Source organism: Paraburkholderia fungorum, assembly GCF_046027215.1.
Lineage (GTDB): Bacteria > Pseudomonadota > Gammaproteobacteria > Burkholderiales > Burkholderiaceae > Paraburkholderia > Paraburkholderia fungorum_D.
The window spans coordinates 1-26,249 of record NZ_JAQQEN010000004.1; the positions used below are offsets into that span (position 1 = coordinate 1).

General features: G+C 57.2%; 35 protein-coding genes. 23 read left to right on the forward strand and 12 right to left on the reverse strand.

Annotation, left to right across the window (positions count from 1 at the left end):
* Positions 1-357: 357 nt before the first annotated feature.
* Complete coding sequence (locus tag PQR27_RS39210) at positions 358-915, reverse strand: hypothetical protein (protein WP_408528996.1); 558 nt, start codon at positions 913-915, stop codon at positions 358-360.
* 44 nt (positions 916-959) lie between these two features.
* Positions 960-1,505: a hypothetical protein gene (locus PQR27_RS39215; protein ID WP_408528997.1), complete on the reverse strand. Its 546-nt coding sequence runs from the start codon at positions 1,503-1,505 to the stop codon at positions 960-962.
* A 266-nt stretch (positions 1,506-1,771) separates the two neighbouring features.
* Here PQR27_RS39215 and PQR27_RS39220 point away from each other — a divergent pair, with 266 nt between their 5' ends.
* From PQR27_RS39220 to PQR27_RS39230, 3 genes are all read left to right on the forward strand, one after another.
* Positions 1,772-2,275 (forward strand): hypothetical protein, encoded by a 504-nt coding sequence (locus PQR27_RS39220; RefSeq protein WP_408528998.1) that lies wholly within the window; start codon positions 1,772-1,774, stop codon positions 2,273-2,275.
* A 712-nt stretch (positions 2,276-2,987) separates the two neighbouring features.
* Positions 2,988-3,779, forward strand: a complete 792-nt coding sequence (locus PQR27_RS39225) for a replication initiation protein (RefSeq protein ID WP_408528999.1) — start codon at positions 2,988-2,990, stop codon at positions 3,777-3,779.
* 54 nt (positions 3,780-3,833) lie between these two features.
* Complete coding sequence (locus PQR27_RS39230; RefSeq protein ID WP_408529000.1) at positions 3,834-4,187, forward strand: hypothetical protein; 354 nt, start codon at positions 3,834-3,836, stop codon at positions 4,185-4,187.
* 18 nt (positions 4,188-4,205) lie between these two features.
* Here PQR27_RS39230 and PQR27_RS39235 read toward each other — a convergent pair whose 3' ends face one another.
* From PQR27_RS39235 to PQR27_RS39250, 4 genes are all read right to left on the reverse strand, one after another.
* Positions 4,206-5,033 (reverse strand): hypothetical protein, encoded by an 828-nt coding sequence (locus PQR27_RS39235; protein ID WP_408529001.1) that lies wholly within the window; start codon positions 5,031-5,033, stop codon positions 4,206-4,208.
* A gap of 30 nt (positions 5,034-5,063) precedes the next feature.
* On the reverse strand, positions 5,064-5,474 hold the full coding sequence (locus PQR27_RS39240; protein ID WP_408529002.1) for a DUF29 family protein: 411 nt from the start codon (positions 5,472-5,474) through the stop codon (positions 5,064-5,066).
* A 62-nt stretch (positions 5,475-5,536) separates the two neighbouring features.
* Positions 5,537-7,768, reverse strand: a complete 2,232-nt coding sequence (gene traI / locus PQR27_RS39245) for a TraI/MobA(P) family conjugative relaxase (RefSeq protein ID WP_408529003.1) — start codon at positions 7,766-7,768, stop codon at positions 5,537-5,539.
* Complete coding sequence (locus PQR27_RS39250) at positions 7,758-8,141, reverse strand: plasmid mobilization protein (protein ID WP_408529004.1); 384 nt, start codon at positions 8,139-8,141, stop codon at positions 7,758-7,760. The genes traI and PQR27_RS39250 overlap by 11 nt, the downstream gene beginning before the upstream one ends.
* A gap of 360 nt (positions 8,142-8,501) precedes the next feature.
* Here PQR27_RS39250 and PQR27_RS39255 point away from each other — a divergent pair, with 360 nt between their 5' ends.
* The 10 genes from PQR27_RS39255 (at position 8,502) to PQR27_RS39305 (ending at position 17,029) form a co-directional block, all read left to right on the forward strand.
* Positions 8,502-8,969: a hypothetical protein gene (locus tag PQR27_RS39255; RefSeq protein ID WP_408529005.1), complete on the forward strand. Its 468-nt coding sequence runs from the start codon at positions 8,502-8,504 to the stop codon at positions 8,967-8,969.
* Positions 8,966-9,706 (forward strand): P-loop NTPase family protein, encoded by a 741-nt coding sequence (locus tag PQR27_RS39260; protein WP_408529006.1) that lies wholly within the window; start codon positions 8,966-8,968, stop codon positions 9,704-9,706. Before PQR27_RS39255 ends, PQR27_RS39260 begins: the two co-directional genes overlap by 4 nt.
* Complete coding sequence (locus PQR27_RS39265; protein ID WP_408529007.1) at positions 9,699-10,337, forward strand: hypothetical protein; 639 nt, start codon at positions 9,699-9,701, stop codon at positions 10,335-10,337. Before PQR27_RS39260 ends, PQR27_RS39265 begins: the two co-directional genes overlap by 8 nt.
* Positions 10,338-10,441: 104 nt before the next feature.
* Positions 10,442-12,376, forward strand: a complete 1,935-nt coding sequence (locus PQR27_RS39270; RefSeq protein ID WP_408529008.1) for a type IV secretory system conjugative DNA transfer family protein — start codon at positions 10,442-10,444, stop codon at positions 12,374-12,376.
* A 212-nt stretch (positions 12,377-12,588) separates the two neighbouring features.
* Complete coding sequence (locus tag PQR27_RS39275) at positions 12,589-12,795, forward strand: hypothetical protein (RefSeq protein WP_408529009.1); 207 nt, start codon at positions 12,589-12,591, stop codon at positions 12,793-12,795.
* A 268-nt stretch (positions 12,796-13,063) separates the two neighbouring features.
* Complete coding sequence (locus PQR27_RS39280; RefSeq protein ID WP_408529010.1) at positions 13,064-13,480, forward strand: hypothetical protein; 417 nt, start codon at positions 13,064-13,066, stop codon at positions 13,478-13,480.
* A complete protein-coding gene (locus PQR27_RS39285) occupies positions 13,477-13,656 on the forward strand; it encodes a hypothetical protein (protein WP_408529011.1) in 180 nt (59 codons plus the stop codon). The genes PQR27_RS39280 and PQR27_RS39285 overlap by 4 nt, the downstream gene beginning before the upstream one ends.
* Positions 13,637-15,253: a P-type conjugative transfer protein TrbL gene (gene trbL / locus PQR27_RS39290; RefSeq protein ID WP_408529012.1), complete on the forward strand. Its 1,617-nt coding sequence runs from the start codon at positions 13,637-13,639 to the stop codon at positions 15,251-15,253. Before PQR27_RS39285 ends, trbL begins: the two co-directional genes overlap by 20 nt.
* 69 nt (positions 15,254-15,322) lie before the next feature.
* A complete protein-coding gene (locus PQR27_RS39300; protein WP_459251671.1) occupies positions 15,323-16,417 on the forward strand; it encodes a CAP domain-containing protein in 1,095 nt (364 codons plus the stop codon).
* 267 nt (positions 16,418-16,684) lie between these two features.
* On the forward strand, positions 16,685-17,029 hold the full coding sequence (locus PQR27_RS39305; RefSeq protein WP_408529015.1) for a hypothetical protein: 345 nt from the start codon (positions 16,685-16,687) through the stop codon (positions 17,027-17,029).
* Positions 17,030-17,225: 196 nt separating this feature from the next.
* Here the strand turns inward: PQR27_RS39305 and PQR27_RS39310 are convergent, their stop codons facing one another.
* The 4 genes from PQR27_RS39310 to PQR27_RS39325 are packed head-to-tail and all read right to left on the reverse strand — an operon-like array spanning position 17,226 to position 18,728.
* Positions 17,226-17,624, reverse strand: a complete 399-nt coding sequence (locus PQR27_RS39310; RefSeq protein ID WP_408529016.1) for a hypothetical protein — start codon at positions 17,622-17,624, stop codon at positions 17,226-17,228.
* A 39-nt stretch (positions 17,625-17,663) separates the two neighbouring features.
* The gene (locus tag PQR27_RS39315; protein WP_408529017.1) at positions 17,664-17,972 is read right to left on the reverse strand and encodes a type II toxin-antitoxin system RelE/ParE family toxin; all 309 of its coding nucleotides are present in this window, start codon (positions 17,970-17,972) and stop codon (positions 17,664-17,666) included.
* A complete protein-coding gene (locus PQR27_RS39320; protein ID WP_408529018.1) occupies positions 17,969-18,421 on the reverse strand; it encodes a ParC-related protein in 453 nt (150 codons plus the stop codon). Before PQR27_RS39320 ends, PQR27_RS39315 begins: the two co-directional genes overlap by 4 nt.
* Position 18,422: 1 nt before the next feature.
* Entirely contained in the window at positions 18,423-18,728 is a 306-nt protein-coding gene (locus PQR27_RS39325; protein WP_408529019.1) for a DUF7673 family protein, read from the reverse strand.
* Between the two features lie 228 nt (positions 18,729-18,956).
* Between PQR27_RS39325 and PQR27_RS39330 the strand changes: the two genes are divergently transcribed.
* The 7 genes from PQR27_RS39330 to PQR27_RS39360 all read left to right on the forward strand — a co-directional run bounded on the left by PQR27_RS39330 (position 18,957) and on the right by PQR27_RS39360 (position 21,892).
* Entirely contained in the window at positions 18,957-19,361 is a 405-nt protein-coding gene (locus tag PQR27_RS39330; protein WP_408529020.1) for a hypothetical protein, read from the forward strand.
* An 83-nt stretch (positions 19,362-19,444) separates the two neighbouring features.
* Entirely contained in the window at positions 19,445-19,702 is a 258-nt protein-coding gene (locus PQR27_RS39335; RefSeq protein WP_408529021.1) for a DUF2442 domain-containing protein, read from the forward strand.
* Positions 19,699-19,914, forward strand: a complete 216-nt coding sequence (locus tag PQR27_RS39340; protein WP_408529022.1) for a hypothetical protein — start codon at positions 19,699-19,701, stop codon at positions 19,912-19,914. Before PQR27_RS39335 ends, PQR27_RS39340 begins: the two co-directional genes overlap by 4 nt.
* A 41-nt stretch (positions 19,915-19,955) precedes the next feature.
* Complete coding sequence (locus tag PQR27_RS39345; RefSeq protein WP_408529023.1) at positions 19,956-20,210, forward strand: hypothetical protein; 255 nt, start codon at positions 19,956-19,958, stop codon at positions 20,208-20,210.
* A 10-nt stretch (positions 20,211-20,220) separates the two neighbouring features.
* The gene (locus PQR27_RS39350) at positions 20,221-20,364 is read left to right on the forward strand and encodes a hypothetical protein (protein WP_408529024.1); all 144 of its coding nucleotides are present in this window, start codon (positions 20,221-20,223) and stop codon (positions 20,362-20,364) included.
* A gap of 485 nt (positions 20,365-20,849) precedes the next feature.
* Positions 20,850-21,263 carry a hypothetical protein gene (locus PQR27_RS39355; protein ID WP_408529025.1) on the forward strand — a complete coding sequence of 138 codons (414 nt, stop codon included), beginning with the start codon at positions 20,850-20,852 and terminating at the stop codon, positions 21,261-21,263.
* A 128-nt stretch (positions 21,264-21,391) separates the two neighbouring features.
* Entirely contained in the window at positions 21,392-21,892 is a 501-nt protein-coding gene (locus tag PQR27_RS39360; protein WP_408529026.1) for a 3'-5' exonuclease family protein, read from the forward strand.
* A gap of 684 nt (positions 21,893-22,576) precedes the next feature.
* On the opposite strand, the gene PQR27_RS39365 is transcribed toward PQR27_RS39360, so the two are convergent.
* Entirely contained in the window at positions 22,577-22,927 is a 351-nt protein-coding gene (locus tag PQR27_RS39365) for a hypothetical protein (protein WP_408529027.1), read from the reverse strand.
* 94 nt (positions 22,928-23,021) lie between these two features.
* Complete coding sequence (locus PQR27_RS39370) at positions 23,022-23,240, reverse strand: hypothetical protein (protein WP_408529028.1); 219 nt, start codon at positions 23,238-23,240, stop codon at positions 23,022-23,024.
* A 260-nt stretch (positions 23,241-23,500) separates the two neighbouring features.
* Here PQR27_RS39370 and PQR27_RS39375 point away from each other — a divergent pair, with 260 nt between their 5' ends.
* From PQR27_RS39375 to PQR27_RS39385, 3 genes are all read left to right on the forward strand, one after another.
* Positions 23,501-24,643: an ATP-binding protein gene (locus PQR27_RS39375; protein WP_408529029.1), complete on the forward strand. Its 1,143-nt coding sequence runs from the start codon at positions 23,501-23,503 to the stop codon at positions 24,641-24,643.
* Positions 24,644-24,895: 252 nt separating this feature from the next.
* Positions 24,896-25,288 (forward strand): hypothetical protein, encoded by a 393-nt coding sequence (locus tag PQR27_RS39380; protein ID WP_408529030.1) that lies wholly within the window; start codon positions 24,896-24,898, stop codon positions 25,286-25,288.
* A 131-nt stretch (positions 25,289-25,419) separates the two neighbouring features.
* Complete coding sequence (locus PQR27_RS39385; protein ID WP_408529031.1) at positions 25,420-26,139, forward strand: Crp/Fnr family transcriptional regulator; 720 nt, start codon at positions 25,420-25,422, stop codon at positions 26,137-26,139.
* Positions 26,140-26,249: the final 110 nt, after the last annotated feature.

The window sequence follows — 26,249 nt, forward strand, 5'->3', positions numbered from 1 at the left end:
TGATCTGCGAGCGTCTCATACTAGCGTGAGATCGGACGACCGTGACGGTCGGCTGGCTGGCTGAAGTGGGTCGTGAACTGCCCTTCGATCATCGCGTCGAAGCCGCCTACAGCACACTTGTTATCGACGTCACATCGCGCTCCAATTTCCCGCCCAACCGTGTACCGAACTCTCACTCATCAGCAAGAAGGGACATAGGGCGGCCTCGATGGGTCATTGCCCCCGAACTCTACGTCAGGCGTGTTCGCCGGACTTAACTGACTTCCCTGTTCCATTGCTCCCCGGACCCCTGTGGTTGTTGTACGGCCCTTGTCTATCGTATGAAAAATCGGAGGGTAATGTGAGTCCGGAGCACCGCTAGAGCTTCGGCTTCTCAACGCTGCAATTGCCCAAGAACCGGATGGACAGCAGGTAGGGTATGAGCACGACGTTGTTGGCCTTCTTGTCGTAGTTCGTCCCTGACTGGTTGTTCAGGGACTCCGCGTTCACGCTCAGGTTCACCCGGTCAATGATTATGGTGTCCAAGGTGTAGGGGCTGTCCTTATGCCGTGCGATGAACTTGTCACTGGCGGGCACGTTCGTTACGTCCAGCCACTCCGAGATGTAGTGCAGGCGATCAACTGAGCAGTCGGTCGAATAGACGTAGGTGGTACTCGTGCTGCGGCACAGGTTGTAGTGCTCGTCTGCAAACGTTCCTCCGCCACTCTCAATGAGCACGTTGCCCTGAAGCGTGTACGTGTCGCTCACGTTGGGAGCGCGTTTCGGGATGGTCACGTATTTCGGCGTGTTGATGCCCTCGGACGTTTGCTCGCCCGTGCATTGCAGTATGGCCTGTGGCGGTGCCTCCGCCCCAGCACGGAAGCTAGCTGTGATGAGCAGAATTGTGACGGACGCACGTATTGCACGTTTCTTCATGTCTTTCCCCGGTATTGTTCTCGCCGCACTTTAGCGCACCGGGACTAGTTAATCCCGGCGACCCTCGACCGAATTCCGCTAAGCCGTGCGTCCAGATACCGCTGGCTGGCGAGCGTCTTCAGATCGGCCAACAACGCGACCGCACGTGCATCACCCTTATTGATGGCGTCGAGACACCCGCTGAGGCGAGCGACAATCTCAGGCTCTTTCATGTCCTCGTGATGGGACAGTACGAGGACGAAGTTCAGCCTGAAGGCGCGAATCTGCTGGTACGCGAACGCAACCTCCTCCGCGAGCTTGCCCCCGAGTAAACCGATCTTGCTCACGTTGGCTTCATAGATCGGGTCGTTGGGCGGGTCGAAGCGCCGAAGTGGCGGACGCTCTCCCTGTTCAAAGGACGTCTTCAGTGTGGTCAGCATAGTCCGCAGCAGCGGAAACGCTTGCATGTGTGAACCTAGCTCACCCGCCAACGCGCCCGCTAGTGCGGTGCCATCTCGAAAGCGGCGATAGTCTTCAGCCAAGAAGTTATTCACGTAGCCGCCCGCCAGCACGCCAATAAGCGCGATCAACGCAGCATTGCCGTCAGCCATGATTCCCCCGATTTGTCTTATTAGACGCCGGGTATTGTGCGCTAGCCGGACCCAATTTTGATCCAGATTTCTGCGGGGCCTTACGCCGCTCGCCCGCGCTAGCCCCATGCGGCCCTCTTTGACGCGTGCGTAGCGTGCGATTGCTCCTCAGTGCTGCCTGGATTTTTGCACGAACTGCGGCAGCAGTTTTTCACTTACCTGGCACAGTTTTCACTTTCTGTGGCACGCGACACCGCTAAACTGGGATCGCTCACGGATTTTCACTGGTGAAAATCATGCCCCGCTCGGAGGTTGGTGTGACATGCGACGCGGCTATAGATGCATCTGTCGATCCCCAGATTCTTACCCGGTGCAAGACACTAGGGCTGTCGCTCGCCCAAGCAACACGCCTCGCCGCGCTTACGTTCGCCGCGGACCCGCACGCACTTGAACACTTCCTCGACGTGGACGTTAAAACACGGCAAGTAATACAGCATCGGAAGCCGAAGCGGTGGGTATCGTTTTGCGCAAGAACGGCCAGCGTCAGCTATCGGGGCGAACTGCCGGAACAGACACTGCTCGATGTGCTGGGCGGCACACCTGTACCCGATGAATTCAGGGCACATATCGGAACGCTGCTCGATGAGGCACCACTCGACCTGATCGTTGCGGCCGTTGCCGAGGCCGCGCAACGGCTCGACGTTCCGATAAACACCATCTGGAACAACGTCGCTACGATTGCCGAGCGGCATTGCATCAGCCGGAAAGCGCTTTGGCGTGACCGGGACTGACCAACTACAGCCGCCCAGGCGGGTTCGTGATGTCGGATGACCCCGAGAGTCGTCCATGGTCTTTCTAGCCCGCCTGAGCCCCGATTCTCCATCCAGCGCGACAACACAGCCCGACTTCCCTTCTTTCTGCAAAACATTGGGCCGTCATGTATCGCTATGGCTTGCGGCGAGGACCGGGAGGTATTCGAGTTGATTTTGGACGTGGCGGGGTTTGCCACGTCCAAAATCTTTTACTCGAACTGGCAGGCGTAGCCTGCCTTAGCTCGCCTTGCGCTATCGTTGGTGCGCCGCTGGCGCACGTAGTGCGCATTCGTTCATCTGGATCGAGGGTTTTTCATGTCGTTGGTTTCGCGCCATAGGCGCGGACTTGTTTCCCTCACGGGTGGAGCCGCAAAGCGGCGGGGGGTGGTTTTGAACCCGGTGCTGGTAGTTATCCACAGGCGCTGGCGGTGCGATCTTTTTAGATATGTTTTTATGCTGTTTTTAAAACCTTTTTAGGCTCTCTCAAAGCCTTGCTGGGTAAGGGTTTGCGGGGAGCAATTCTGACAAAACCCGTGTTTATTCTGGCAAAACTCGTGTTAAGTCTGACAAAACCTGTGGGAGGCTGGCAAAACCCGTGCTAGTCGGGCGTGCAATAGCTTGACAGGATGCAAAGTTATGCACATAGTTCTGACATGCTTTTATACGACAGAACAACACGGGATTTGTCAGGATGAGCAACGAAATTGATGTGCTGGATGACCCGACAAATGAGCGTTACGTCAACGTCAAAAATGAACTGGTCCGACGCACACAAAAGATGAGCCTGCCTGTGAAGCGGCTTTTGGCTTTGGCTATCGCAATGTGCGATTCGAAGCAAAAAATCCTGCTACATCAGGCGCAGCAACCTGGCACCGATGGTGCGGAACTACAGGGGTGGGCGGTCAAGATCAGTGCTGCTCAATACGCGGAGCACTACCCTCAAGTAGGCTTGGACGCCGCCTATAACGAGTTGAAAAGCTCGGCATCAGCGTTGATGAAATGCACGGTCAACATGGTTGAGCGTAAGCGCGTGCGTGGAAAATGGATCGACGAACCGATTGAGATTCCTTTCACGACGCAGAATAACTATCCACCGGGGCAAGGGCACGTTGTAGTGAGGTTCCACGGCAGGATTGCGCCCTATCTGCTGGGCTTGGAGCGCGAGTTCACACAGTACAAGCTATCGAGCGCCGCACATCTACGCTCGATGTACAGTTGGCGGCTCCTGGAAATGCTCGCACAGTTCCAGAAAACCGGCCTTGTGCGTATCGGTTACGACGAATTTTGCGACGCTCTGGACGTGCCGGATTCGTGCCGGAAGGATTTCGCTCAGTTACGCCGTCGTGTGATTGAACCGGCTGTGGCAGAGCTGAAGGCAAAAAACAGCATTGAGATTGAATGGGAAGGAACGAAACCTGGCGGGCGGAAGATCACGGGCTTGGAATTCAAGTTCACGCCCTCGAAACAAGGCAACCTATTCTGACACAGAATTGAACGTCAGAATTACACGGGTTTTGTCAGAATTAGACAAGAACATATGCATAAGACACCGCAAACTTTCGTTACTGAACCGACACCGCTAGCCGTCGAGTTGGCACGCTTTTACGCCGAAGACGCGCTGGGATCGCTTGCCCCGCTGGCCCAACAGGAATTCCTCTCGGCCCTGATGCTGACAGAGAACAGCATCGATACCTACTGGATTCTCAACGAGCTTTTAAACCCGCTATGGACCGTCTCGAAGCTGACGAGCTACATCGCTAGTTGCGACAACATGGCTGCACGCGAGTACGGGAAACGTTATCAGCGCCTCCCGGAGCGTGAGATGCTGGAACTGGTCTGGCAGGTGTCTGCCCGGTTGTATCAGCGTAAATATGGGCTGAAAAAGCCCTGACTCACAGGTGCATCATGACTACCGGCTGCGCTTCGGGGCGCGGTCTGGTGAAAAATGCTCGCGCTCATAGATGCGGCGGCTGTGGCTAACAGCTACGTCAACCCGTGTCCCGAGCGATGCACCGCGCAGCGTACCGCGAACCAGCACGCGCTCTGCCTTTCCTTCTCGCTGATGCTCGATGATGCTGTGGCGGTCGTTGCCAATCGTCTTTTCACCAACCAGCTTCCCCTGCAAACGCTCACCGTTGTTTGCCGTTCGGTGATTGATGCCAGTGTGGCTGATGCGGTCTGCCAGATACGTGTCACGCTCGCGAAGCGCGTCGGCTTCAAGACTGTAATTGCGAATGCTGAGCGTGCGCGGCCCAGGCTTACGCATCTCCACAAAACGGCGATCGTTGTCGACCTTAGAGCGGCCCTGAGCGACTTCATCGGCGCGACGCTGGGCCAATGCCTTGTCCTGCTCCGCAGCTCCCCGTTTGATTTCCGCTTCACGTGCCCTGTCGATCGGTTTCAGTTCTATCCGCTGGCCGTTGGGGTTGACATAGAAATAGCGGGTGCGTGACTGGCTCACAGTAAGGCTGAAAGGCTCACGGTCCCGCTTCTGCTGCTCGCGCTCTGCCACTTCTTTCTTGGCTTGCTCCTGCTTGCGGGCCTTTTCCTGCTCCTGCTGCTGTTTGGCGCTCGCCAGGTCGCCGCTCGCGCGCGTCTCTGCCTCGCGGGCATTGCTCAACTGCGTTGAAAGCTCGCTGCGCTGCTCGGCGTTGGCAGGGGTGCTGAGTGCATAACTCGCGCGATCTGCCTGTGCCCTCGCATCCTGCACTTTATTTTCAAGGTCGGATGTGCTCACTTTTCACCTAATCTCCATCATGCGCGGCCACTATTGACCCGCATAAAAGCCTGATTCCAGTGCAGCCGCCAAAGTCCAAGGCATTGCCTCCGGCACTTCGATACTGTCGGGCACAAGGGCGATACCGTTGGCCCATATCAGTTCGGCCACGGACGGAGACTCAATGTAGCTGCGCAGGCTCGGCGCTTCTTTCAATTCATAAGCTATACCGGCGCGACTTGCGTCAATGGAACGGCGTTGCGCTATGTCGCCTGCGGCGTACATCAGTAGCTGCGACAGCAGAATCGACACCATGCGTCGAAATTCACGGCGCGCAGTGAGAGCCAAGCTCTCAATTTCATCGGCGGCATGCACGCGATCTAGGCGGCTCAGATCGCCCGTCCGTAGAATTTCGGCCTGTTCCTTGGCCCACAAAACGTAGTCCGTTGCATAGTCCGTCATAGCAGACCGCTATTTTCACTGGTGAAAATGATATTTGGCATGTTCTCGACATTGTGGAAGCTTTAACGTGATCGGCCTCTGGGTCGAGCTATAGGAATCACAATGCGGATTTGCTCATCTGAACGATTCAGATCAAGCTTTATTTCACTGCCGCGCTTGTGCTTCGCCAGACGCTCCGCACTCTCTTTATCGACCGGCAACACCACTTTCTCAAGGGTCTTGCCATTCTCATCTGTCCGCGCGAAAACCGCTACCTGCAAGCCCTTCTCGGCATCGCTGCTTCGAAGCTCCGAGAAGATGATGGGCTTCGTCAGGTCGGCGTCAACGGCGAGGCGATGCGGTACATCCTGAATTTGTCCCGCTGCGCTCAGTGCGTTGCGTCGGTCGATGAACGCCAGAGCGTCGCTGCGCGCATCGACCGGACGGGCTTCAATCTGCTTCGAGACTTCCTCCGGCACTGATTGCCGCGGTGTGGAAACAGACGGCTCGGTTCGCGTCGGGACCGGCTCCGCATCGCGCACTCGAGCTCGAGCGCCCTTCTCGTGCCGTAGCTGCTCTTTCTCCTGGACAAGCTGCCGCCGATACCCTTCCATATCCGCATCAAGGAACGTGACACGCACGTCGCGCTGCACAGCGATTTCCACGGCAAAGCGTTTGAATTCGTCCGATCCGGATAGCTGCAACTCCGCACCAAACCGCTTCTGTGCCAGCATCAACCCAGCTTCTACGGCCTCCGCATCGCTAACAGCCGGTGCCGATAACTTGATTTGCCCCTGCGCGGTATCCGTCAGCACACGTCCCTCGCCCAAGTCATAGTCAACCGACCCGTTCAGATGCGCGATGCATTTCATGTTCAGAACTGCATGCTGCGCGCGGATTCTGTTTGTTTCGCTCGTCTCGATGGTAGCAGCGGCGCGCCGGCGTTCGGCTTCCTGCTTGTGGCTGAGTTCGGTCGCCTCGGCCTCTGCATATTGCCTCGCGGATTCGAGCGCGAGCGCGTCACCGGCCTCCGCCTGCCGTAACAGATACACCCGAAACGTCTGGCCGGGATCGACTTGGCGCATGCTGGCATGGATAGCGTCGCGCTCGGCCTTGAATTGCTCCCGCAGTTGCACTTCACCTTGCACCAACTGCATTGCCAGCAAGCTGCGACGTTGCTCTTTTTCAGGCTTCTCCAATGTGCGATCTGCCGTGATCGCATTCCGAAGCCCGCGAAAGTGGCTCCGAAGCTCCTGCCGTCGCTCCCGCGTGCTCTCGGCATGGGATTTCAGCCTGTCGGCCTTGACGCCCTTCCAGTCCTCGCGGGCCTTCTGATATTGACGCCATTGCGCATGCGTTCCACGGCTCGCAGGAAGGCGCTCTCCGTGTTCGCGGCGTATTGGCTCCGCCTGGTAGGTGGTTCGCGCCGGTGCAACCGCTCGGGCGGGCTGAAACTCGCCTAGGCGAGCCGCAACCTTCGTCACCCCAATTTGGGACAACTTCGCGGCTTGCGACTCGTTCTGCCGATTCACGATCACAAAACCATTGCCCCGCGCAGCAATCAAGCAATCATGCTCTCCAGCGATACGATGCATCATCTCCCATGATTCCGCCCTTTTTAATTGCCCGGATAAGCCGGAATCTCCGCACCACCCTTGAAACGACAAAAGCCCGGCATGTCGCTCCATCGATTGCGCACGATCACCCGGCCCGATAACGCTACGGGAACGTCCCGCATCGATCAAAATATCGCCAGAATCGGATATGTAATGATATCCCTTGTCACGTCGCAGGCCGTGTTTAAGTTCCATCTGTCGACAAACACGGTCGCGCGTAATTCTCTCGCGCCAAAGTTCGTTGCATTTATGCGGCGGTTCCCGGCCAATACGGCTCACTGCCATATGCATGTGCCAGTGTCCATTGTCGTTGTGTAAAAACGAGAGCCGATGATTTTCAGACAGCCCAAGTTCTCGCATCATCGTATTTTCAATATCATTTAATGCTTCTTCGCTCGGGCACTCCTGACCAAACGAAACCATAAAATGCGCTATCTTATTTGATAATTCCACTCGCTGATTAAGGTCGCAGTTTGCCTGCATTTCCATCGCACAAAGAGCAATGATGCGCTCCCGCTCCTTTATTTCGTAATCGCGCATGATCGCATCATCGACCAATCCGAAATTTGAAATTCGAGTGCGGTGAGACTTATCCAGATATTCTCCATTAGCATCCGGTTTCAGTCCCTCACCGTATCTCAGCAAACTCCCTGCTGATGATTTACTGTCTTTTCTACCAGCAATTTTTTTACTTATCATCTGCGCCCCCGAAAATAGCATCAAGCTGGGCGGCTATTCTCGCCTGCTCCTTTTCTATACTCTCAAGTAGTTTTCTGACGGTTGGCACATCAGATTTTAGCGGTGTTCCAGCGCTCTCCTCGAAAGAACCAGCAAGCCATCCTTTTAAAAGTCCACCGATTCGCCCAAGGTCCGCTCGCGTTTTCGCAAGTTCGCCAATAGCTTTCTGATCGAGAATAGCTTTCGGCGGCTTGCTCCTGAAAATCATCGACCGGCAAAGCTCGCCAATCGAGATGCCGAACGCATCGGCCTTTGATTGAATGACGGCCTTTTCTTCCGGCGTCACTCGAACCGCGATCAACTTGGTTTTCTGCCTGGTCTCGCTGCTGCTCATGATCTGCTTTCTGTCGTTTGCCGTCGCGGAGCGGCGGTGCCTGCTGCCGTCAGGTGCAGGCGTGGAGGTGAGTAAGCGCGTAGCGCGTCGATGCCTCCATCTTAGGGCGATTGTACTGACGCTGCAAGCGGCGGTATAACCGCCCTCCGTCCTGCCCTCATTTGTGGTTGACTCTTCCCAAGGCATTGCAAATGACTTCAAACCAAATCAAGGCACTTCAAATCACTATCAAGTCATAACAAAGCAGTTGACAAGCAGTATCAAAGACACCAAAATCTCTCCCAAGTCACGGCAAAGCAGTTGACAGGCAAACTTGACCGCTGCATAGTGGCGCAGGTTTAGCCTAAAGGGTGACGATTGATGGAAGACGCAGAACTGCAACGGTTGATCGAGATCAGCCACAAGCGGCGCGGCGGCAAGGCGGCGAAGTACCCGCTTCTGGAACCTGTTTCTGATCAAATTACGGAACTGATGAGCAAGGACATTCCGTTGACAGTCATCAGAGACTGGTTGGGAGAAAAGAAGGATATTTCTGTCGTTTTGAATACGCTGCGCAAGTTTGTAATTTTAAAGCTAGGCCGCGAGACATATGACGCATACTTGCTGCGCAATGGTTGGGCAAAGAACATTCACGAAAAACGTTCTAAACCGACAGATACAAAGGCGAGTTCAAAGCAGGGTGTAAAAACACCGCCTGCGTCAGCAAACATTGGCGATGCTCAGAATGTCATGGCGGGTTTGAGTGCCCCTAAAAAACCGGGTGCGTTTGATCCGAAGTCGGACGTATCGCACTTGCTTGAAATTGACGACAACAAAGGAAATAAATGATGCTTAAAAATTCTGTGCATTTTGTTCTGCAAGGTAAAGGCGGCGTAGGAAAATCGCTCGCGGCGAGCTTCCTTGCCCAATATTTTGCAGAGAAAAACATCGGACCGGTCATTTCTGTAGATACTGACCCGGTGAATGCAACATTTTCCAAGTACAAGTCATTAAATGTTGCTCACGTCGATATTACAGACGGTGCACGTATCAACGAGCGAAAATTTGATGCTGTTATTGAACGTATGGCTACGAACGAAGGAATTTTCGTCGTTGACAATGGCGCGGCTACTTTTCTGCCGTTGACGAGCTATATGGCAGAAAACAGCGTTTTTGAAGTTCTTGCCAGTACCGGAAAATCCGTATACGTCCACTCTATCTTGACTGCTGGACAGGGTTTTAATGATACGGTTAACGGTTTTGCGGAAATTGTTGAACGGGTCGATACCAATGCCAAAATCGTTTTGTGGCTCAACGAGTTTTGGGGAAAGGTAGAGGTAGACGGTAATCCATTTACGGCGACTAAATTGTTTAAACAGGCTGCACAAAAAGTTGCCGGCGTCGTGCGGGTCGAACAGCGCAATCCGGACACCTTCGGCGCGGACGTTCGCCTGATGACTGAAAAACACCAGACTTTTGCCGATATAGAGGCGGGGGGCGGTTTCGACATGATGGCGAAGCTTCGGTTGAACAAGGTCCGTCAAAGTGTTGCAGCTGAACTTGACGGCGTTAAATGGGATGAATGACATGGGCGCGAACGATCTGACGCTCGACCTGGACGCTCTCCGGGGCGACATACTGCGAAAAACGGGGCAAAAGATTGACTTGGACGACCCGTTGATGGCGGTCGTCGTGTTGATCGATCACTGCGTTCGCGCCAACTTGATCGCGGCCAGAGACGCGGCTGACGCATGCCGCGCGATGGTCGAAAAAGGAGCGGATAGCGAACCGCTCTTGGCCTTGTCAGCTTCCCTGACCAAGCAAATCCAGACGCTGCGCGGCGACCTTGCAAACGTCGCGGCACTGGCTAAGCCGTTATCCGGGCAGCAAGCGCGGACAGCTAGCGGTGGTCCCGACACAACCGCATTTCTGCGGGAAATTGCGGATATAGACCGCCGTCTTGCGTCGCTTATCAGCGCTAACGAGAGCGCATCCACATCAAACAAGGCTCTTGTAGCCAAGATAGAACTACAGTTAGAACAGCTTAGCGGTTCAATGCGTCAATGGTCCGAGACAGTTGGAAAGAGCTTGCCTCGCGCAATTTCCGCTGAGATCCGTGCAAGCGAGTGGCGTACCGCTGGAAAGTTTGGATTAATATTTGTAGTCCTATATGTTGCTAGATTGTTCATCGTCCACAAATTCGGCTTACCAATTTAGGACGCATTCCTAATAAAAGGTTGCACATGAGTACCATGTCCGGGGGTAGTGTAGTTAGCGGGGCTATGTCATATGGCGTGCCTGTGCGTGGCGTACCGCTACGCATGATCGAACTAGCAGAGAAAAAGCGCGACGACCGACCAGATTTTTCGACGGTCGTGAAAACGTTCTTTTTCATTTGGGCTGTTGCCGGGATCGTCCTCTGGTTTGTTCATTTGGGCCAATACGCCGTGCTTGGTGGTGGCGTGATCTCAGCCATAGTGCTGGCTCCGTTTCTAGTGGTTCCATTCGGCCTGTTCGTGTACTTCCTGACGATGCACGGCTACGTTTTCCCGCTCGATCGCTTCTGCTCGCGCTCGATGATTACCGGCATCGGTTGTCTCGTTTCGTATTTTGTCTTGCTCCTGGTGCTGGCCGTTACGGGGCTTGGCCACCAAAGCATCTCCCTTCGATTTCTTGTGTCCGCGCTGATCTTCGTCGGCGGCGGTGGCATTGCACTGTCATCGTTCATCAATGCTCGCTCGGGCCAGACATTGCGCTGGAAAGGGTTCAAAGGTCGGCAGGCACCGCGCACGGCGGCACCATCTACGGCGGCTGTGCTGGCTGAGGCAGCGCAGGCAGTGAAGCCAGTAGAGGCACAGCCGGTCCAGACGGTTGCGTTTGGGCTTGCTGTTGGTACGTCCACCGGCATTCTGAGCGCGCGTGGTCACGGCTCTGGCATGGCCCCGAATCAGCTAGTGGTGCTGAATCAACCAGACGCCGCGCAAAATTCGATCATCTTCGGCGGCATTGGCTCCGGCAAGACAACACGCCTGATAAACCCGCTGCTGCTGCAAGTCTTGCGGCAGGACGCAGGCGCATTGATCTTCGATGTTAAAACCGACTTCATTCGCGAAACGAGATTCCTAGCCGCTAAGGCTGGCCGCGATGTGCAAATGATTGGCGATGGTGGACTTGCCTGCAACCTGCTGGCTGGCCTCACGCCCGAAACGGCTTCGAGCTTCATCAAGTCAGCGTTTCTGTTGGGATCGAAAAAGGGCGGCGATTCGTTCTGGATGGACACCGCTACCGAAGTCTGCCGGAATGGCCTCGGCCTGCTCCAGTACGTTCCTGGGCGGTTCTCATTGTCCGGTCTCTATGACTACATTTTCGACAAGGAAATGCACACTGAGACGCACGACGCAATCGACGCGCTTGTTGCTGGCGGCACTCTCTCAGACCGCGAGTTGCGGGCGCTAAAGATGTACCGGCGTTATTACGAAAACGTCTTCCTTGAGTTCTCCGACGATGTGCGCAACGGCGTCAAGGCGTCGATTGCTCAGGTTCTCAGTGCGTTCCAGCATCCCGATCTGCAAGACGCCTTCTGTGGCGCTGACGCTGACCGTGAGGAAGTGGATTTCACGGACTTGGTGAACAAGGGCGCGGTGTACCTCGTCGAGATTCCGCGCACCAAGTACGGTGGCGAGGGCGCGCGCTACGCCTACCTGTTCGTTAAGCTGCGCTTTTTCGAAATGATGAAGGCTCGTCGCATGACACCAGCATGGAACCAGACGCGGCCCGTTGCGTTCGTGTGCGACGAATACCAAGCGATTGCAGACAGCATCAGCGATCCGGACTTTTGGGACAAGTCGCGCAGCTCACAGTGCGTCGGCATTGTGTCGATGCAAGGCTATAGCTCACTCATCGAGGCCGTGGGCAATGAAAAATCAGCGAACGCCATCGCGCAAAATTTCCGGCAGGTATTTACGTTCCGTACCGAAGACGAGGAAACCATCAAACGGTTGGTGTTCCTGCTCGGCAAGGTGGATCGTGAAAAAGCATCCCGTTCGACGTCTGACGGCACCGGCTCATCGGAAGGGCGCGACCGTTCATACAGCCAGAACTCCGGTTCATCGGTGTCGGTGAGCGTGCATCACGAAGACGTGATCAATCCGCAGTTGTTCCGTGAAATGTCGGAAGGTCAAGCGCTTGCAATCCTATCCCTGCAAGGCAACGCCTACGATGACGTGATCCAGTGCCAGCCTGTTTTCGTGAACTAGGCATAACAAATCACAACAAATCAATTGACAAAGCAATTCAAATCACTGAAAATCAATTCATCGTCAAGCAAAGCGGGGAAGGGAGTCGGTAGGTTTCTCGCGGACGGTTTGACGCTTGGACGGCGTGCATAGCACAACGTCTAAGGTGGTGAGGCTGAGTGCTGGACACACTCAACCTCACCTGACCATGACCCACTACGGAACAGTGAGAGATGGCTACATCTATTTTAACTTGGCGCGATCTGCCAGAACACTTCACGGCTGAACATCTCGCCGCGTGCGGCCTTTCCGAACAGGACGGCTTGCCAGTCGATGAAACGGGCGGCATCTCGCTCGTCCGCTTTCTTCGCTTCCTCCACTTCACAGTCAAACCCGATCTGCGCGCGCTGCTCGCCAGCGACAACCCGGAACTAGTCTGAACGGCTGGCGTGCATTTTCACCAGTGAAAATTTTGTACGCTGCTGCCGCTGATTTTCACCAGTGAAAATATGCACGCCGCTAGATCATTTTCACCAGTGAAAATGCTCTTGATTGCGACTTCATGATGGCATGACGTCATAATATCAAGCCCTTGAATGTTAAGGCTTTTTTGATTATCTTTCGCGGTTACTAGTACAATATCTTTGTGCAAAATAATCGCTAGTTATTCAAATAGGACAACTAATAATGAAAGCGAAATGGGAAGTCGTGAGCGATGCTGAAATGCCTCGCGCACAGGTCCGCGTACAACATCGCCACGCCGGTTTGACAGCAGCACTGAGCGGGCCATTCACGCTCGCAGAACGCTTCGCGCTGCTGGTCGGCGGGGCCGTGGCGGCAACACTCGGAATCGTGGTGATCTGGTCCACAACTGATGCGAGGGCAACTGTTCCGCTGGTGTTGCTCGGTTATGCCCTCTACGTGGCAAGCGTGTTGCTGGTTTCGCGACGCCTCGCAGCATTCCGGCAAGTGGACGTCGTCAACGTTGCTGCCTGCGTTGCCGGGTTCACCGGTCTTGTCTATGCCCTCCACGCCGGGATGCAGCTGCTAGGCCTCGCCTCGCTGCTCATTCCTGTCCTGTGCGTCGCACTCAACATCGTTCGTTCGAAAGGTATCCAGCAATGAAAACCGCTGCCGCTATCACGCTTCTGGTTGCTTTTGTCATGCTTGGCGGCTGCTCCAAGTCAGGCGACGTTACGACGTCGGCTTATAAGCCGATGGACTACCAGGGGCAGGGCTTCACGACGAGCGGCCCTGCAACCGTAGCCAAGGGGAACAGCGATGCGCAATCGAAACGGTGAGCGCATCGCGCTTACGGTCGGCCTGCTACTGATGCTGCCAGTGTTGGCCCAGGCTCAGGAGGCGGTTAGCGCAACGCCACAACTGGACGTCATGCGGGACATGCTTTCGATGTTCCAGACCAACGCCGCCAAGTGGATGACCGCAACAGGCACCGTCGCACTTCGCGTTTTCAGCGTTCTGGCGTTGATTGAACTCGCGCTGAAGATGCGAAAGGTAGTCCTTTCGGGCGGCGATGAGGGACCGGTCCGGATCGTTGGAATTCTGCTGACCTCCTGCATGACGTGGGGCTTCTTCCTGTGGGCTATTCAGAATCCGGACTTCGTGCTCGGCAACATCATTCGCGGGTTCGAAGCGCTCGGTGGGCAGGCAAGCGGCCTTGGGACGCTCAATCCCACGCAGATGATAGGCAAGGGTATCGATATGGCCGGCCAGATTAGCACCGGAACGTCTGCGTGGACGATGATCGGAGACCCAGCAATCGGCCTCACGGCCCTGACTACCGAAGTTTTCATTCTGATGGGCTTCGGTGTGCTGGGGTTGCAGATGTTTGCAGCGTTGCTGCACTACTACCTGTTGCTCGCTTGCGCGCCGATTCTTCTGGCAGGTGGTGCGCTGTCCTTCACACGGGATTGGGCAATCAAGCAGTTTCAGGGTGCTGTGGCAACTGGCGTGAAGATTTTCGTTATCTACGTTGTCGCCGGGGTGGTGTCGTCGATGACGCCGACGTTTCAGGCAACTCTTACGTCGGCTGCATTGGGGAACGCGGGTCCGCTTCTCGGCATGTTGATGTACGGCATCCTGATTCTCTTTCTGGCATTTTTCGCACCGAGTGTTGCAAGCTCGATCATGGGCGGAACAACGTCGATGAATGGCAATGAAATGGCGGGCTTCGGTATGGCCGTTGGCGGTGCTGTAGCGGGCGGGGCTGCTATGGCTTTTGGCGGTGTAGCGGGTGCCGCCAAGCTCGCAGGAGCCAGCGGGAACGCGCTCGGTAGGGTCGGTGACGTGGCGGGTGCAGCGGGTGGCATGCTGGGTAGTGCCCTGTCCTCGGGTGGTAGCGTAAAGGAGGCGCTGTCTACAGGCGCGAACGGTAGCGGCAGCAGCGGCGCAGGCGGTTCTGCGATGGAAACCGCAAAACGTGTGGGGGGCGATATGCCCTCGGGCATGTCGCCAAGTACGCCCCAGTCCAAGGCATTGATGAGTATGCCCGCGACGAACACGGACAGGATGCCATCGACGGGCGGCGCATCGTCGGCAGGTTCGGCAACCGCAGGGCAGGGTAGCGGCTCCGGACAGAGCGACAGCCCAGCACAGGGAGCATCGAGCGGCGCGGCTTCTGCACAAAGCTCACCAGACGATTCGCCCAGCGCTTCGCCCTCTGGCGCAACACCGGCAGGCAACGCCACAGAGGCGTCGATTGGCGGTAATACGCCAGCCGGTAATCAGCCAGCGACCAGGCCGCAGTCGGTCGCGCAGCGGGCCGCGCAGGCGGGCCAGAAAGCCTCGGATGCCGTGGGGCGCAAGTTCCAGTCAGCCAAGAGTTTTATCCCCGAGCAGAAGGGCGATTCAACCTTGCACATCAACCTGAACGAATAAAGAGCCGATCTGGTATCGAAAATCGGTGCCAGTCAAACCACAAAACTGATACTTATATCGGTGTACTAAATGAAAACAATTAACCGTCTTTCCATCGCAGCAGCACTGGCAGCGCCTGCATTTTTCCTCGCCGCTTGCGGTGGCGGCGGCGGAGGTAGCAGCCCGAGCAATACATCGTCTTCCACGACCACCACACCGCCCGCAAACAGCAGTGCATCGACACTGCAAACCGCCGTCGCAGCGCCTACGTATGGCACCGGCACGCCGCAGGCTTCCGCGTTCTCGACCCTCAACGCGTATCGCCTCTCGATGGGTGTCGGCCAGATTTCCCAGGACGCGGCTCTAGACACGGCTGCGCAGGCACACACCACCTATCTGAATGCGAACCTCATCAACGGTAGTCTGACTGCGTTATCGCATGACGAGGTATCCACTTACGCCAACGTCTACGCGGACACGCCGCTGGACCGTGCCCGCAAGGCGGGTGTGCCTGCAACCGAATGGATCGGAGAGGATGTTGGCGACTCGGCACTGACCGACCCTGCCGCCGCTGGCACCGATTGCGTGAACCGGTTGTTCGCCACCGTCTATCACCTAGCGAGCCTGACCAGCACCCAGCAGACAATCGGCATCGGTTTTACACCAGCCTCAAGTCAGTTGGCCTACGACCTTTGCACCTTCGATTTTGGGTCTTCGACTAACGTGTATGGCACGCCGACCGCGAACGCAATCCCTTCGTATGGTGGTCAGCAGATGGCCTCAACGTCGATTGCACACGCGCCGTTGAGCAACCAGACCAATGTCGCACTTGCAATGACCCCGGAATCCCCCAGTCCGGCCTCCGACATTGCGACACCAGGTCATCCGTTGCTGGTCCGCGTGCGCGCCGATCAGTTCGGAGATGTGCTTACCGTGTCGAGCTTCACGCTGACTGATGCCAGCGGTGCAAGCGTGACTGGTCGCATCCTGATTCCAGCAACTGCGCAAAGCGGCTCGACAGCATCGGCGGTGCCCGATCCCAACAGCCTCTTGGGTGTGGGGGTCGTGGTTTTCTTGCCGTCACAGCCGCTTGCTGCGAATACGGTTTACACCGCGACATTCAGCGGAGCACGCGACGGTACGCCGGTCAGCGTGGCTTGGTCGTTCACCACGGGAGCAAACTAAATGGTCTTTGTCAGGCTTTTTAAGGTCGTCCTGCCCGCTCTCATGCTGATGGGAGGGCGTGCGTTTGCGGCCCCCGTGCTGTGCTCAGTTGGCTATCAGGACTCCACCTGCACGCCCGCAATCGTAGCTGCGCCCCAACCGCAACCGACCTGTCCGGCAGGATACACACAGACGCAGGCCCCGTTCTGGGGCGGCTCTGCATGGATGGGACTATCGTGCACACCGCCGCCGCCGCCGCCGGTAATACCACCATCGTCGCCGCCGCCCTTGCCACAACTTGCAGCGACTTGCGAGGCTGCGATTGGCACGATGATGGCGCAAGCGGGATTCAACGGGTCAAACGGCTACTATCGCGGGCAATGGGGCTCACTGACCGGCCCGGTAGCGGTTAATGCCAGCAACCCCTTCCCATCGCAATGGCAGGGCGGAGGCTTTAACCTGGTTGGGCCAGGTGGCGCAACCGGCGATTTTTATTCGGCCCCTGACCTGGGCAATCCCTCGGCAGGAGGCGCGACTGGCGGGAATGGTATCGGCATGTGCTGGTTTCAGAGCGGAACAGGGAACCTGATCGGCTATGGCTATGCATATGACCAAGGCTATGACGGCGGTTAATAGCTCGCTTCACGCGAAATACACCGAATCGCGGACAAGGGGTCGCCCCTTGTCCGTCACGGCCACCGCTGCCGCGCGTGTTTTACGCGTAGGTCGTCACCGCTTCATCGTCGGCCTGATAGCTCGGTGCGCCGTCTCCCGTGTCTGCGCATGTTCATTTTGGTCGGCCGGCTGGTCTGGGGCACTTGCCCCCAGGCTAGTTTCCTTCCTTGGTTTCTGAGACTTTTTCTGTGCCTAGCTCGCACAGCAGATCGCCAATGATGGCATTTCCATTTCCGCCATTCTTAACGTAGGCGTCGCTTTCCGTGGGGGAGCCATCCATGTAGTCACCTCGAAGGGTTCCGTAACCTTGCGCACATTCGAGGTCGGTGATTGAAAACTGTTCGAATGTAATGCGCCCCTTTGGGCTGGTCGTCCGCGTCAGTATCCGTACAGTCTTGCTGTGCGCAATGTTATCGAACGCCTCGAACGTGCTCAGTTTCACTTCGAAAACTGGTTGGCCTTTGTTGTGCTTCCATAGCTCGACCCACTCGGCGCTTGCATGTGCGACAGTGGATATCAGCAACGCTGCTATAAAAACGCCTGGCTTTCTCATGTAGTCCCCCCGTAGCACGCGCTGCCCGCCTGCGCGTGTTCATTTGCGCTTCCCCTTTGGGTACTGCTGACGCGCTCCGATGATCCGCACAATTTCGATAATGCCCTTGCCATCGCTGCCTGCTTTCTCGCGGATCTTGTAGACCAGCACGTAATTAGGTGCGAGCACCATTTCGCGCGTGCCGCGCACACGTCCAGGCTTGTACAGCTTGGGGCGCTGCGGTAGCGCGTCGGTCTTTACGGCAATCTGGTCGTCCAGTTCGAGTGCGGCGCTGGGGTTGTCCTCGGCAATGTATTCGAACAGCCTGATACGGTCCTCACGCGCACGTGCGCGCCACTCAACGATCAAGATTTAGCCCCGGCGATCTTCTTGCGCAGCGCGGCCTTGCGTGCGGCCATGTCCTTCTGTACCTGCGCGTGCGCTACGTTCGGGCGTGGATCGTCCAGCGATTCCTGCACCTGGGCACGAAACTGCCGGTCATAGGCCGCCGCCTCGTGTGCTTCCTTCAATGCCGCCGACCGGTCGGGCCGCGTCGGTCGCTCGATCGAATCCGGGTCGAAGTCTGCCGCATCCACCTCAAACCGGTTGATACCCATGTCGCGCAGAAAGCCAACGAGCGTTTCGAGCTTGCGGAACACGCGCACGTCGCCGCGCTTGGCCGATAGAAAGCGCTCAGTGAGGCCGTAGCGGGCCGCTATAGTCCAGCCGCTGCCGTGGCCAACCACGTGCGCGCCGCGCACTGCGCCGGCCTCCACGAGCTGGGAAAGTGTTTTCTGGTCGATGGTTTCGGTTGCCATGTCAGTGGCTCTCTATCAGTTCGGGTCGCCACGCGCGCACCACGGCCTCGAACTGCGGGCCATAACCTAACGTGTCCGGGTAGCTGTTCGCCCGCGATGCGAGCCGGAACACCGTGCACACGTCCCCCATGAGGTTGTCATCGAGTCCCCATGCCGTGGTGAGGTCGTACTTGCCGCACGCACTGGGATTCCACCAGGCAAGCAGGAAATCAGCAATGCGCCGGCTCTGGCCGGTGTCGCCCTGCGCGTGCTTCAGCAGGGTTTCAAGTGCCTGCCGCTCGGCGGGCGTGATCTCTTCGAGCCGCATAATTCGCTCCGGTTTGACCAGCTTACGCTGGCAAGGGTATCGGGTTACTCGCTATTATTGTAGGGTATCCCACTTTATTGTAAAGTGGGATCGGTGGTATTGAAGGCCGGCGCGGCAAGTGGACATAACATCCCGTGTCACCCATTTGCCGTTCGCACGCTCTCACACGGGTAGTTTACTTTTGAAGCGCTTCGGAGTACTCTTGGAGTATTGCCACCGGAGACCGCCATGTCTTACCCGCTCGACTCGTTTGTTGCCGTGCCCCTGTCCGCTGAACTGTATGCCCGTGTGGCCGCCCGCTTTCCGTCGCGCGTGAGCTCGCTCATCGAGGATGTGCTCAATGATTTCCTCGAACGTACCGCCGACGATGACGGCCAGGCACCGCGTACCGGCGTGAAGTGGGAAGGCCTCTTTCTGCCGAGCGGCACGCTTGCCCGCACGCGCTATCACGGCGAGGAAAAGCAGGCCGAAGTGATCGACGCCGAGATTGTCTGGCAGGGCGAGACCTATCCGTCGTTCGGTCGTCTTGCCAATGCGATGCGCGGCGACACCAGCAATAACGCATGGAAAGTGCTGGAACTGAAGCGGCCCACGGACGCGCAATGGCAACCGGCCTACCTGCTGCGCAACTGAAAACGAAGGGCACCTTTTCGCACGACAGCGGCCAGGGCTGACGCCCGCGCTAAACTGGTTGCATTTAGTCACCGGAGCGAAAGATGATCGCCTGGCATGTGGCGAGCCTGCGGGTGCTGCCCGGTCATCGTCTGGACGTTGAATTTGCGGATGGGCTGCACGGCGTCGTAGATATGTCGAAGGACAGTTTCAGCGGCGTATTCGCGCCTCTGGCCGATGATGCCTATTTTGCGCTGGCAACAGTTTGCGATGGTGTTGTGGTCTGGCCGAACGGTGTCGATGTTGCTCCAGACGCCATGTATAACGAAGTCAGCGGCAACCGTACGGAGGCTTCCAGATGACTCGCAAAAAACTCAAGCTGGCTGATCTGCTCGCGCAATACGATCCGGCTGCGCCGTATACCGGCGAAGTGTGGGCCGATGCGCAACCGCTCGGCCGTGAATTCGGCGCTCCAACAGGCGACAATACAACGGCGCTGGAACGGTTACGGGGCACAGTCCGGCGTTACGACAACCCGACCGATCCTGTCTGGCCCGCTGACGACGAATCCTGAGGCACGGTGCGCAATGGTCGGCCCTCATTCCTGGAGCCTGAATGGGCACACACATCACTCTCGCGGCTAACGACGGCACCGATTCCGCACCATCGTGGCGGCTCTACGACGAAGTGTTCGAGACCGGTGTCGTCTACCTTGAACTGCGCGGCGTCAGTGTCGAAGTGCAAACACTGGAGACGGGCGGCGCTTCTGTCGTTCTGCGCCTGCCAGTCGCCACGGCCGAACAGCTTGGCCTGCATACAGTAGTGCCGCCTGACGGATGGGAACGGGCGTGCGACATGGACAAGTGGTAGGGGAGTGACCATGCTCGAACGTACACTGATCCGCGTCGCAACAGTTGCCGGGGCCGCGTGGTGGCTTGGGCGTGTGATGTTTTCTCGCGCCGGGCGCCGCAAGCTAGATGCAGCCATGCAGGCGCTCGACAGTATCGACTCCCGTCTAACGTAAGCGGTTCAGCGGGCAGCGGAGCATCAGTCCAGTGGCCGCGCACGTGGCCTCGCGCTCGCATTGACAGTCGTACTGCGGCACTGCCCGATCATCGCCAATGCCGCTCACACTGCCCAGGTACTGACACCAGACAGTCACGCGCACGGCCGAGACAGGACAGGAAAACTTGCTGCTTTGAGGTTCGTTCATTTTCAATACCGGTTGTTGATCCAGCTCCGATGATTGCGTCACGACTCGTCGGCAGTGCCCGACCTGCAAGATTATTTTTTCTTCACCCTTTGACATGCTGAGGTGGCCATATGCCGGCCCGCACACGTAGAAAGCCCTCCAGACTGCTGGGCGCGATGAAAGGCCGTCTCAATATAGCGGTCGATTTCGACGCGCCGCTCGATCTTGTACCGGCTGAAAAGGTCGCTGCTACCCAGCTCAAGCAACCGGCTGCGGGCACAACGGGAACAATCCGGCTAACGAAGCTCGATGCGGCCGTGCATCAACTGAACGCCGGCATACGGCTCTATCTGGCCGGAGATGCCATCTCCGCTCTCACGCTGGCCGGGGCAGCAGAGGAAACGCTGGGCGCACTGTGCCAGGCACGCGGGCAGAAGAACGCCCTGCAGTTCCTGCACCTTTGGGCGAAGGAAAACCTTGATCCGGACGTGGCATGGAAAGACTTTGTCGCTGGTATGAATGAGGTTCGCAATGCGCTGAAGCACGCGCACCACGCGGCCGAAAACGAATTCGAGTTTCACTCGATGCTGACGGTCCAGATGATCATGCGGGCCATACCGATGTGCAGCTTCCTCGGTGTCCCTGAAAGTCAGGAAATGAAGGATTTCCGCGAACACCAGCATGATGAATGGCCGACAGTGGAGGCCGCCGCCAAGGCGCACAACAGTTGACGCACGATGAGCCATTACTCATAAGCTCATAAATTCTTCGTGTCGAATTGCCCACTACACTGGTTGCATCTTTCATTGCCCCGCGAAACTCGCCCAGGTGATCGAAACAGCCTCTTTCAAGGGTGCCAATGACCATGCTGATTTTCCTCGACACGGAATATACCGGCCTTAATCAAACAGCACCGAAGCTCATCAGCCTCGCGCTCGTGGCCGAAGATGGCCGGCGCGAGTTCTATATCGAGCTGGCCGACACGTGGACCCTCGATGACTGCAACTCGTTTGTGAAACATGAAGTTGTGCCGCTGCTCGATGGTCCGCGATGGTCCCGTACCGAAGCCGGCGCAAGTCTTCGCGCATGGTTTGCAGACGCGCCGCGCTCTGTGCAGGCCGCTTGCGACTCGATAACCGATTGGCAGTTTCTCCTCGATCTGCTCGGATCGCCCTTGCCCGCAAACCTTGTCGATCACTATTTCGATTTGCGACCGCTCATTGACACTGTGATTTATGATCGGACTGTGGCCGAGTACCACAAAGCCAATGCACGCGAACATCACGCGCTGGCCGACGCGCGAGCCTACCGACGCGGCTGGCTCGCGTGGATGGATGCCCGCAAAACCCTTTCCTGTTAGCCGCCCTGCTCGACGCTCATCGGGCACGGCCTGAATGCGGATCAGGTTTTACGCTGCTGAAAGCGTAAAGATGTTTTTCGCAAGAACCGGACAGGGCCGCTTGTCGGGTGTCACCATTAATGAAAAATGCGTCGTTGAATTTAAGGCGATTTTTCAGGAAGAGTGGCACCGAGCGACCAGCACGTGCCAAGGAAAGTGAAATATCCGCCGCGCACTGCCGCAGTAAGTGAAAAAAGCCGCTATGTTCTCACCGGCGCGCTTGCAGTCGATAGCCGGTAGCAAGCCAGTGGCCTGCTTGTCGGCGGTCAGCGACGGGCAAGGACCGGCCACGAGCGGTCCTTCGCAGTGGATTGGCGAACGTCCGTTGACGAGCGACGAGCCGCCATTTTGCAAAGCGACGGGGACCGATGTTTCCGCAGACCGGCCATGCGCCCGACGGTGATGTCCGTTTGAGCGATCCGTTCGCATGCGTCTCGCAAAGACAGGGCCTCTGGCATCACAGCCAGAAATGTGTCTGTGTTTTTTTATGACCAGCCTGTCTGTGACAGAGGACATTATCCAATACAGGTTGTCCGTACGCTCATGCGAAATGGCTCAAGGAAAACCGGGCTGCCGCCGTTAACCCCTGTTACCGATCCGGCCGCAACCGCCCGAGGCATTTCCGTCGGCAGCCGGACCGCTCTCTCAGGTTCTGACCGCAGGTTTCCCCTCGGAAAGGTCAGGGCTTTTTCCGGCCGGTCCCTCCTTGGACCGGCCTTTTTTCTGCCCGCTAACTCCCGACGCGAACGAACTTACCGCCAGTGCGGCCTCCCGGTTGCCGCGTTGCTCGACCTCCAGGGCAAGCAGTTCAACGAAGACGTTCAGTGCGTGCAGGCCGTGAACCTCACAGAAGCCGTCCAGGACTTCGGTGATGGCACGGTTCAATGTCTGCGGTGTTCGCGTGCTGGCGATATGCGAACTACCCCTGGCCAGCTCCAGCATGTAAATCACCCGGCCCTGCGCCATCGTGGCGCCGGCCATATTTTTCTTCGGCATTCCGGCCCTCTCTCTCTGTTTTTTATCAATCGTTTTCGCCGGCACAAGGTGCCGTCTGCCATCGCAATTTACCTGATGATCGCACCCGGAATCATTACAGCGAAAAACGAACTATCACTCCCGCGACGATCGCCGTTTCGAAAGGCGGGGAACGGCCGATACCGTTGAAAAAATCGCTGACCGTCGTTCTCGCAAGGTCTTTAGGGGTCTTCTTACCCTTGATCGACGTGCACGAGGGGGCTGATTGCAAAAGCCCGGAGGCGACTTTTTTAACACTATCGGCCACTTTGAGACGTTCGACTGCTTCGCGCAAACGGCTGCTCCCGGATTAAACTTGCCTCCTAACGTCGCGTTCGTGTATCCGGATTGCGCGCATACCATCGTGCCATCGGCCCGCGCCTTTTTCGCGACACGAACGCTATCTCACATCAACAAGTTTCGCGGCCAGGCAGCCACGCAGGCCACGATAGCGTTCGGCCACCAACGAGGTTTTCTTCCGGTCGAATCGTCCCTAATTTGCGCGTAACATAGGGACGCTGACCGGACCTCGACACCCGTTTTGGAGACGCCTACATGCGACTTGCTGACTTCATCTCGCGAGACATGGAGCCGATTCTGGCGCAATGGGAAGCGTTCGCCGCCACCCTCCTGCCGGCGGCGGCAAACATGGAATCGTTGGCGCTGCGCGACCACGCGCAGGAGATTCTTCTCGCCGTGGCAAAGGACTTGCAGGCTTCGCAAACCAGGGAAGCACAACGCGAAAAATCAATGGGGCGAGGGCCCACTCTGATCGACGCCACCGAAACAGCCGCGCAAGCCCACGCCCTTCTGAGAGCGAGGGCCGGCTTCAACATCAACCAGCTTGCCGCCGAATATCGCGCACTGCGCGCAAGCGTGCTTCGCTTATGGATCGACCATTGCGAGCCGGAAGCGGCTGATCTGGACGACATCATTCGCTTCAACGAAGCAATTGATCAGGTACTTGCCGAATCGGTCACATTTTTCAGTGCACAGATCGAGCAGAACCGTAATCTTCTGCTTGGCATGCTGGGGCACGACATGCGCAGCCCTCTGCAGGCGATTCAGGTGACCGCGTCGTGTCTGGCAGCACTGAACGCCGGGGAGCAAATATCGGAAGCCGCCGGCCGCCTGATACGTAGCGGGGCCCGAATGCAGGCGTTGCTTGACGATTTGAGCGATTTCAATCGGACCAGACTGGGCTTGGGCATCAACGTCATACCCACCAGTGTCAATCTCGCGGACGTGCTTGCCGACGAGCTGGACGAGTTGCGCGCGGTTCATCCTGACAGGCAGATTGAGCTGCACGTGAGTGGCAATTCACAGGGGGTCTGGGACGGCCACCGCCTGCAGCAATTGATCGGAAATCTTGTACTCAATGCCATTAAGTACGGGGCACAAGACACTCCAGTGCACGTGACAGTGACTGGCGACGTAGCACTTGTTCGTATCGACGTCAGCAACCGCGGACCTGCGATCGATCGCGCCACGCTGGCGCGCATTTTTGATCCCTTGATGCGGGGTCCGGACCATCAGAGCAAAGACGACAGGGCGGATGGCCTCGGACTGGGACTCTATATTGCAAGCGAAATCGCCAAGGCCCACCACGGTGCGATCGAAGCGCGGTCCGGCGAGACAGAGACCTCCTTTTCAGTGTCACTCCCACGTGCGGACGACGCGGGACGAGGGGCTGGATAATTGACCCGATGAAAAGGCAATATCGACCTGAATCACTTGGCGGAGAGTCTTGAACGCTACCGTACAGACGTTCCCTCTGTGCCGTGAGACGCTGTCGCTTCCTACGTGCATCCGGCAATCGCGAGTCGCCCGAGCGGGTTTGCGGACCCGTTGCAGTTGGCAGAGCCCGCCCGGTCCTTGTTAGGAGCGGGCGCCAAACACCACTGGATTTCTCGGGCTGACCGCGATCCGGAAGTCAAAAGAGGAAGCATCATGTCGGCGCAGAGAATCTCCTACCGGCGGTATCTGGATATTTCCTGTAAGCGTCGCTCAGCCGTGAGCGATCGAGATATGAACCGCCCTCGCCGGCGAGCCGCCATCGCTTTTTCACACAACGTTCCGCTGACCCACGGCCATTTCGACCTGTCGCAGAGCAGGGTCGAAATTTTGTTGACGATTGCGCACGAGCTGTTCAATCGTTTGACCCCACTGCGACTCGCGGTTCAAACCCTCCGCACGGCATCTCCGGATCAGCCAGAGATACTCGGGGCGATTGACACGATTGACCGGGAGATTACCAGGATCGCGAGCCTTGCAGAGGATTTGATGGGCCGCGTCTTTTCAGGCGAAAGGTTTGCCGACGTAAACGCACCACGCCAGGGCTGACGGTCGGGGCAATGCGCAGCGACATTCTTGCCGTTTGTTCGACGCGCTCACACGGCTTCGTTACGTGATCCTGTCAAGACGACGCCTACGCATGCCGTGCGGTGCGGATCAGATGCCTGGGAGCGAAACACATGACGAACGAACATCGTGCCAAAGAGAATCACTTGCTCAGTGTTCTTCCGGACGCAGAATGGGCGCGTCTGGCAGCGCACCTGATCCCTGTCAATATGCCCTTGGGGCAGGTTGTGTATGAGTCTGACGCAAACGTGGAGAACGTCTATTTTCCGAGGACGGCAGTTGTATCGATGCTGCACCTCATGCATGACGGAACGCCCGCAGAAATTGCGATCGTGGGTAACGAAGGACTCGTTGGGATCGCGCTTTTTATGGGTGGAGAGACGATGCCAAACAGGGCCATCGTGCAAAGCGCCGGGCAGGCATATCGCCTGGATGCCCGAATCCTGAAGGAGGAATTCGACAGAGCTGGTCCGGTGCAGCGGCTATTGCTACGCTATACCCAGGCATTGATCACGCAGATGGCCCAGACGGTCGTTTGCAACCAGCATCACTCGATGGACCAGCAAATGTGCAGATGGCTGCTGCTCAGTGTCGACCGCCTACCGCTGGACGAACAGAAAATGACGGTTGAACTGATTGCGAACATGCTTGGGATCCCAAGGGCCGGCATGACCGAAGTGGCAATGAAGCTGCAGGATGCCGGGTTGGTACGATGCAGCGGTAATCATGTTGAGGTGCTGGATCGGCCGGGACTCGAAAAGCGCGCGTGCGAATGCTATGGCGTGGTGAAACGGGAGTTCGACCGACTGTTGCCCGATATGCAGGCGATATAAAGGTTCTGGCCTGGTTCGCCTGATGTTGGCGTTACTCGCTGCGGTCTGTCGCTGGGCGCGGATCGTTCGAGCGAGTATCCAGAGTGGCCGAGCCGCAGAGCGTCGCATTT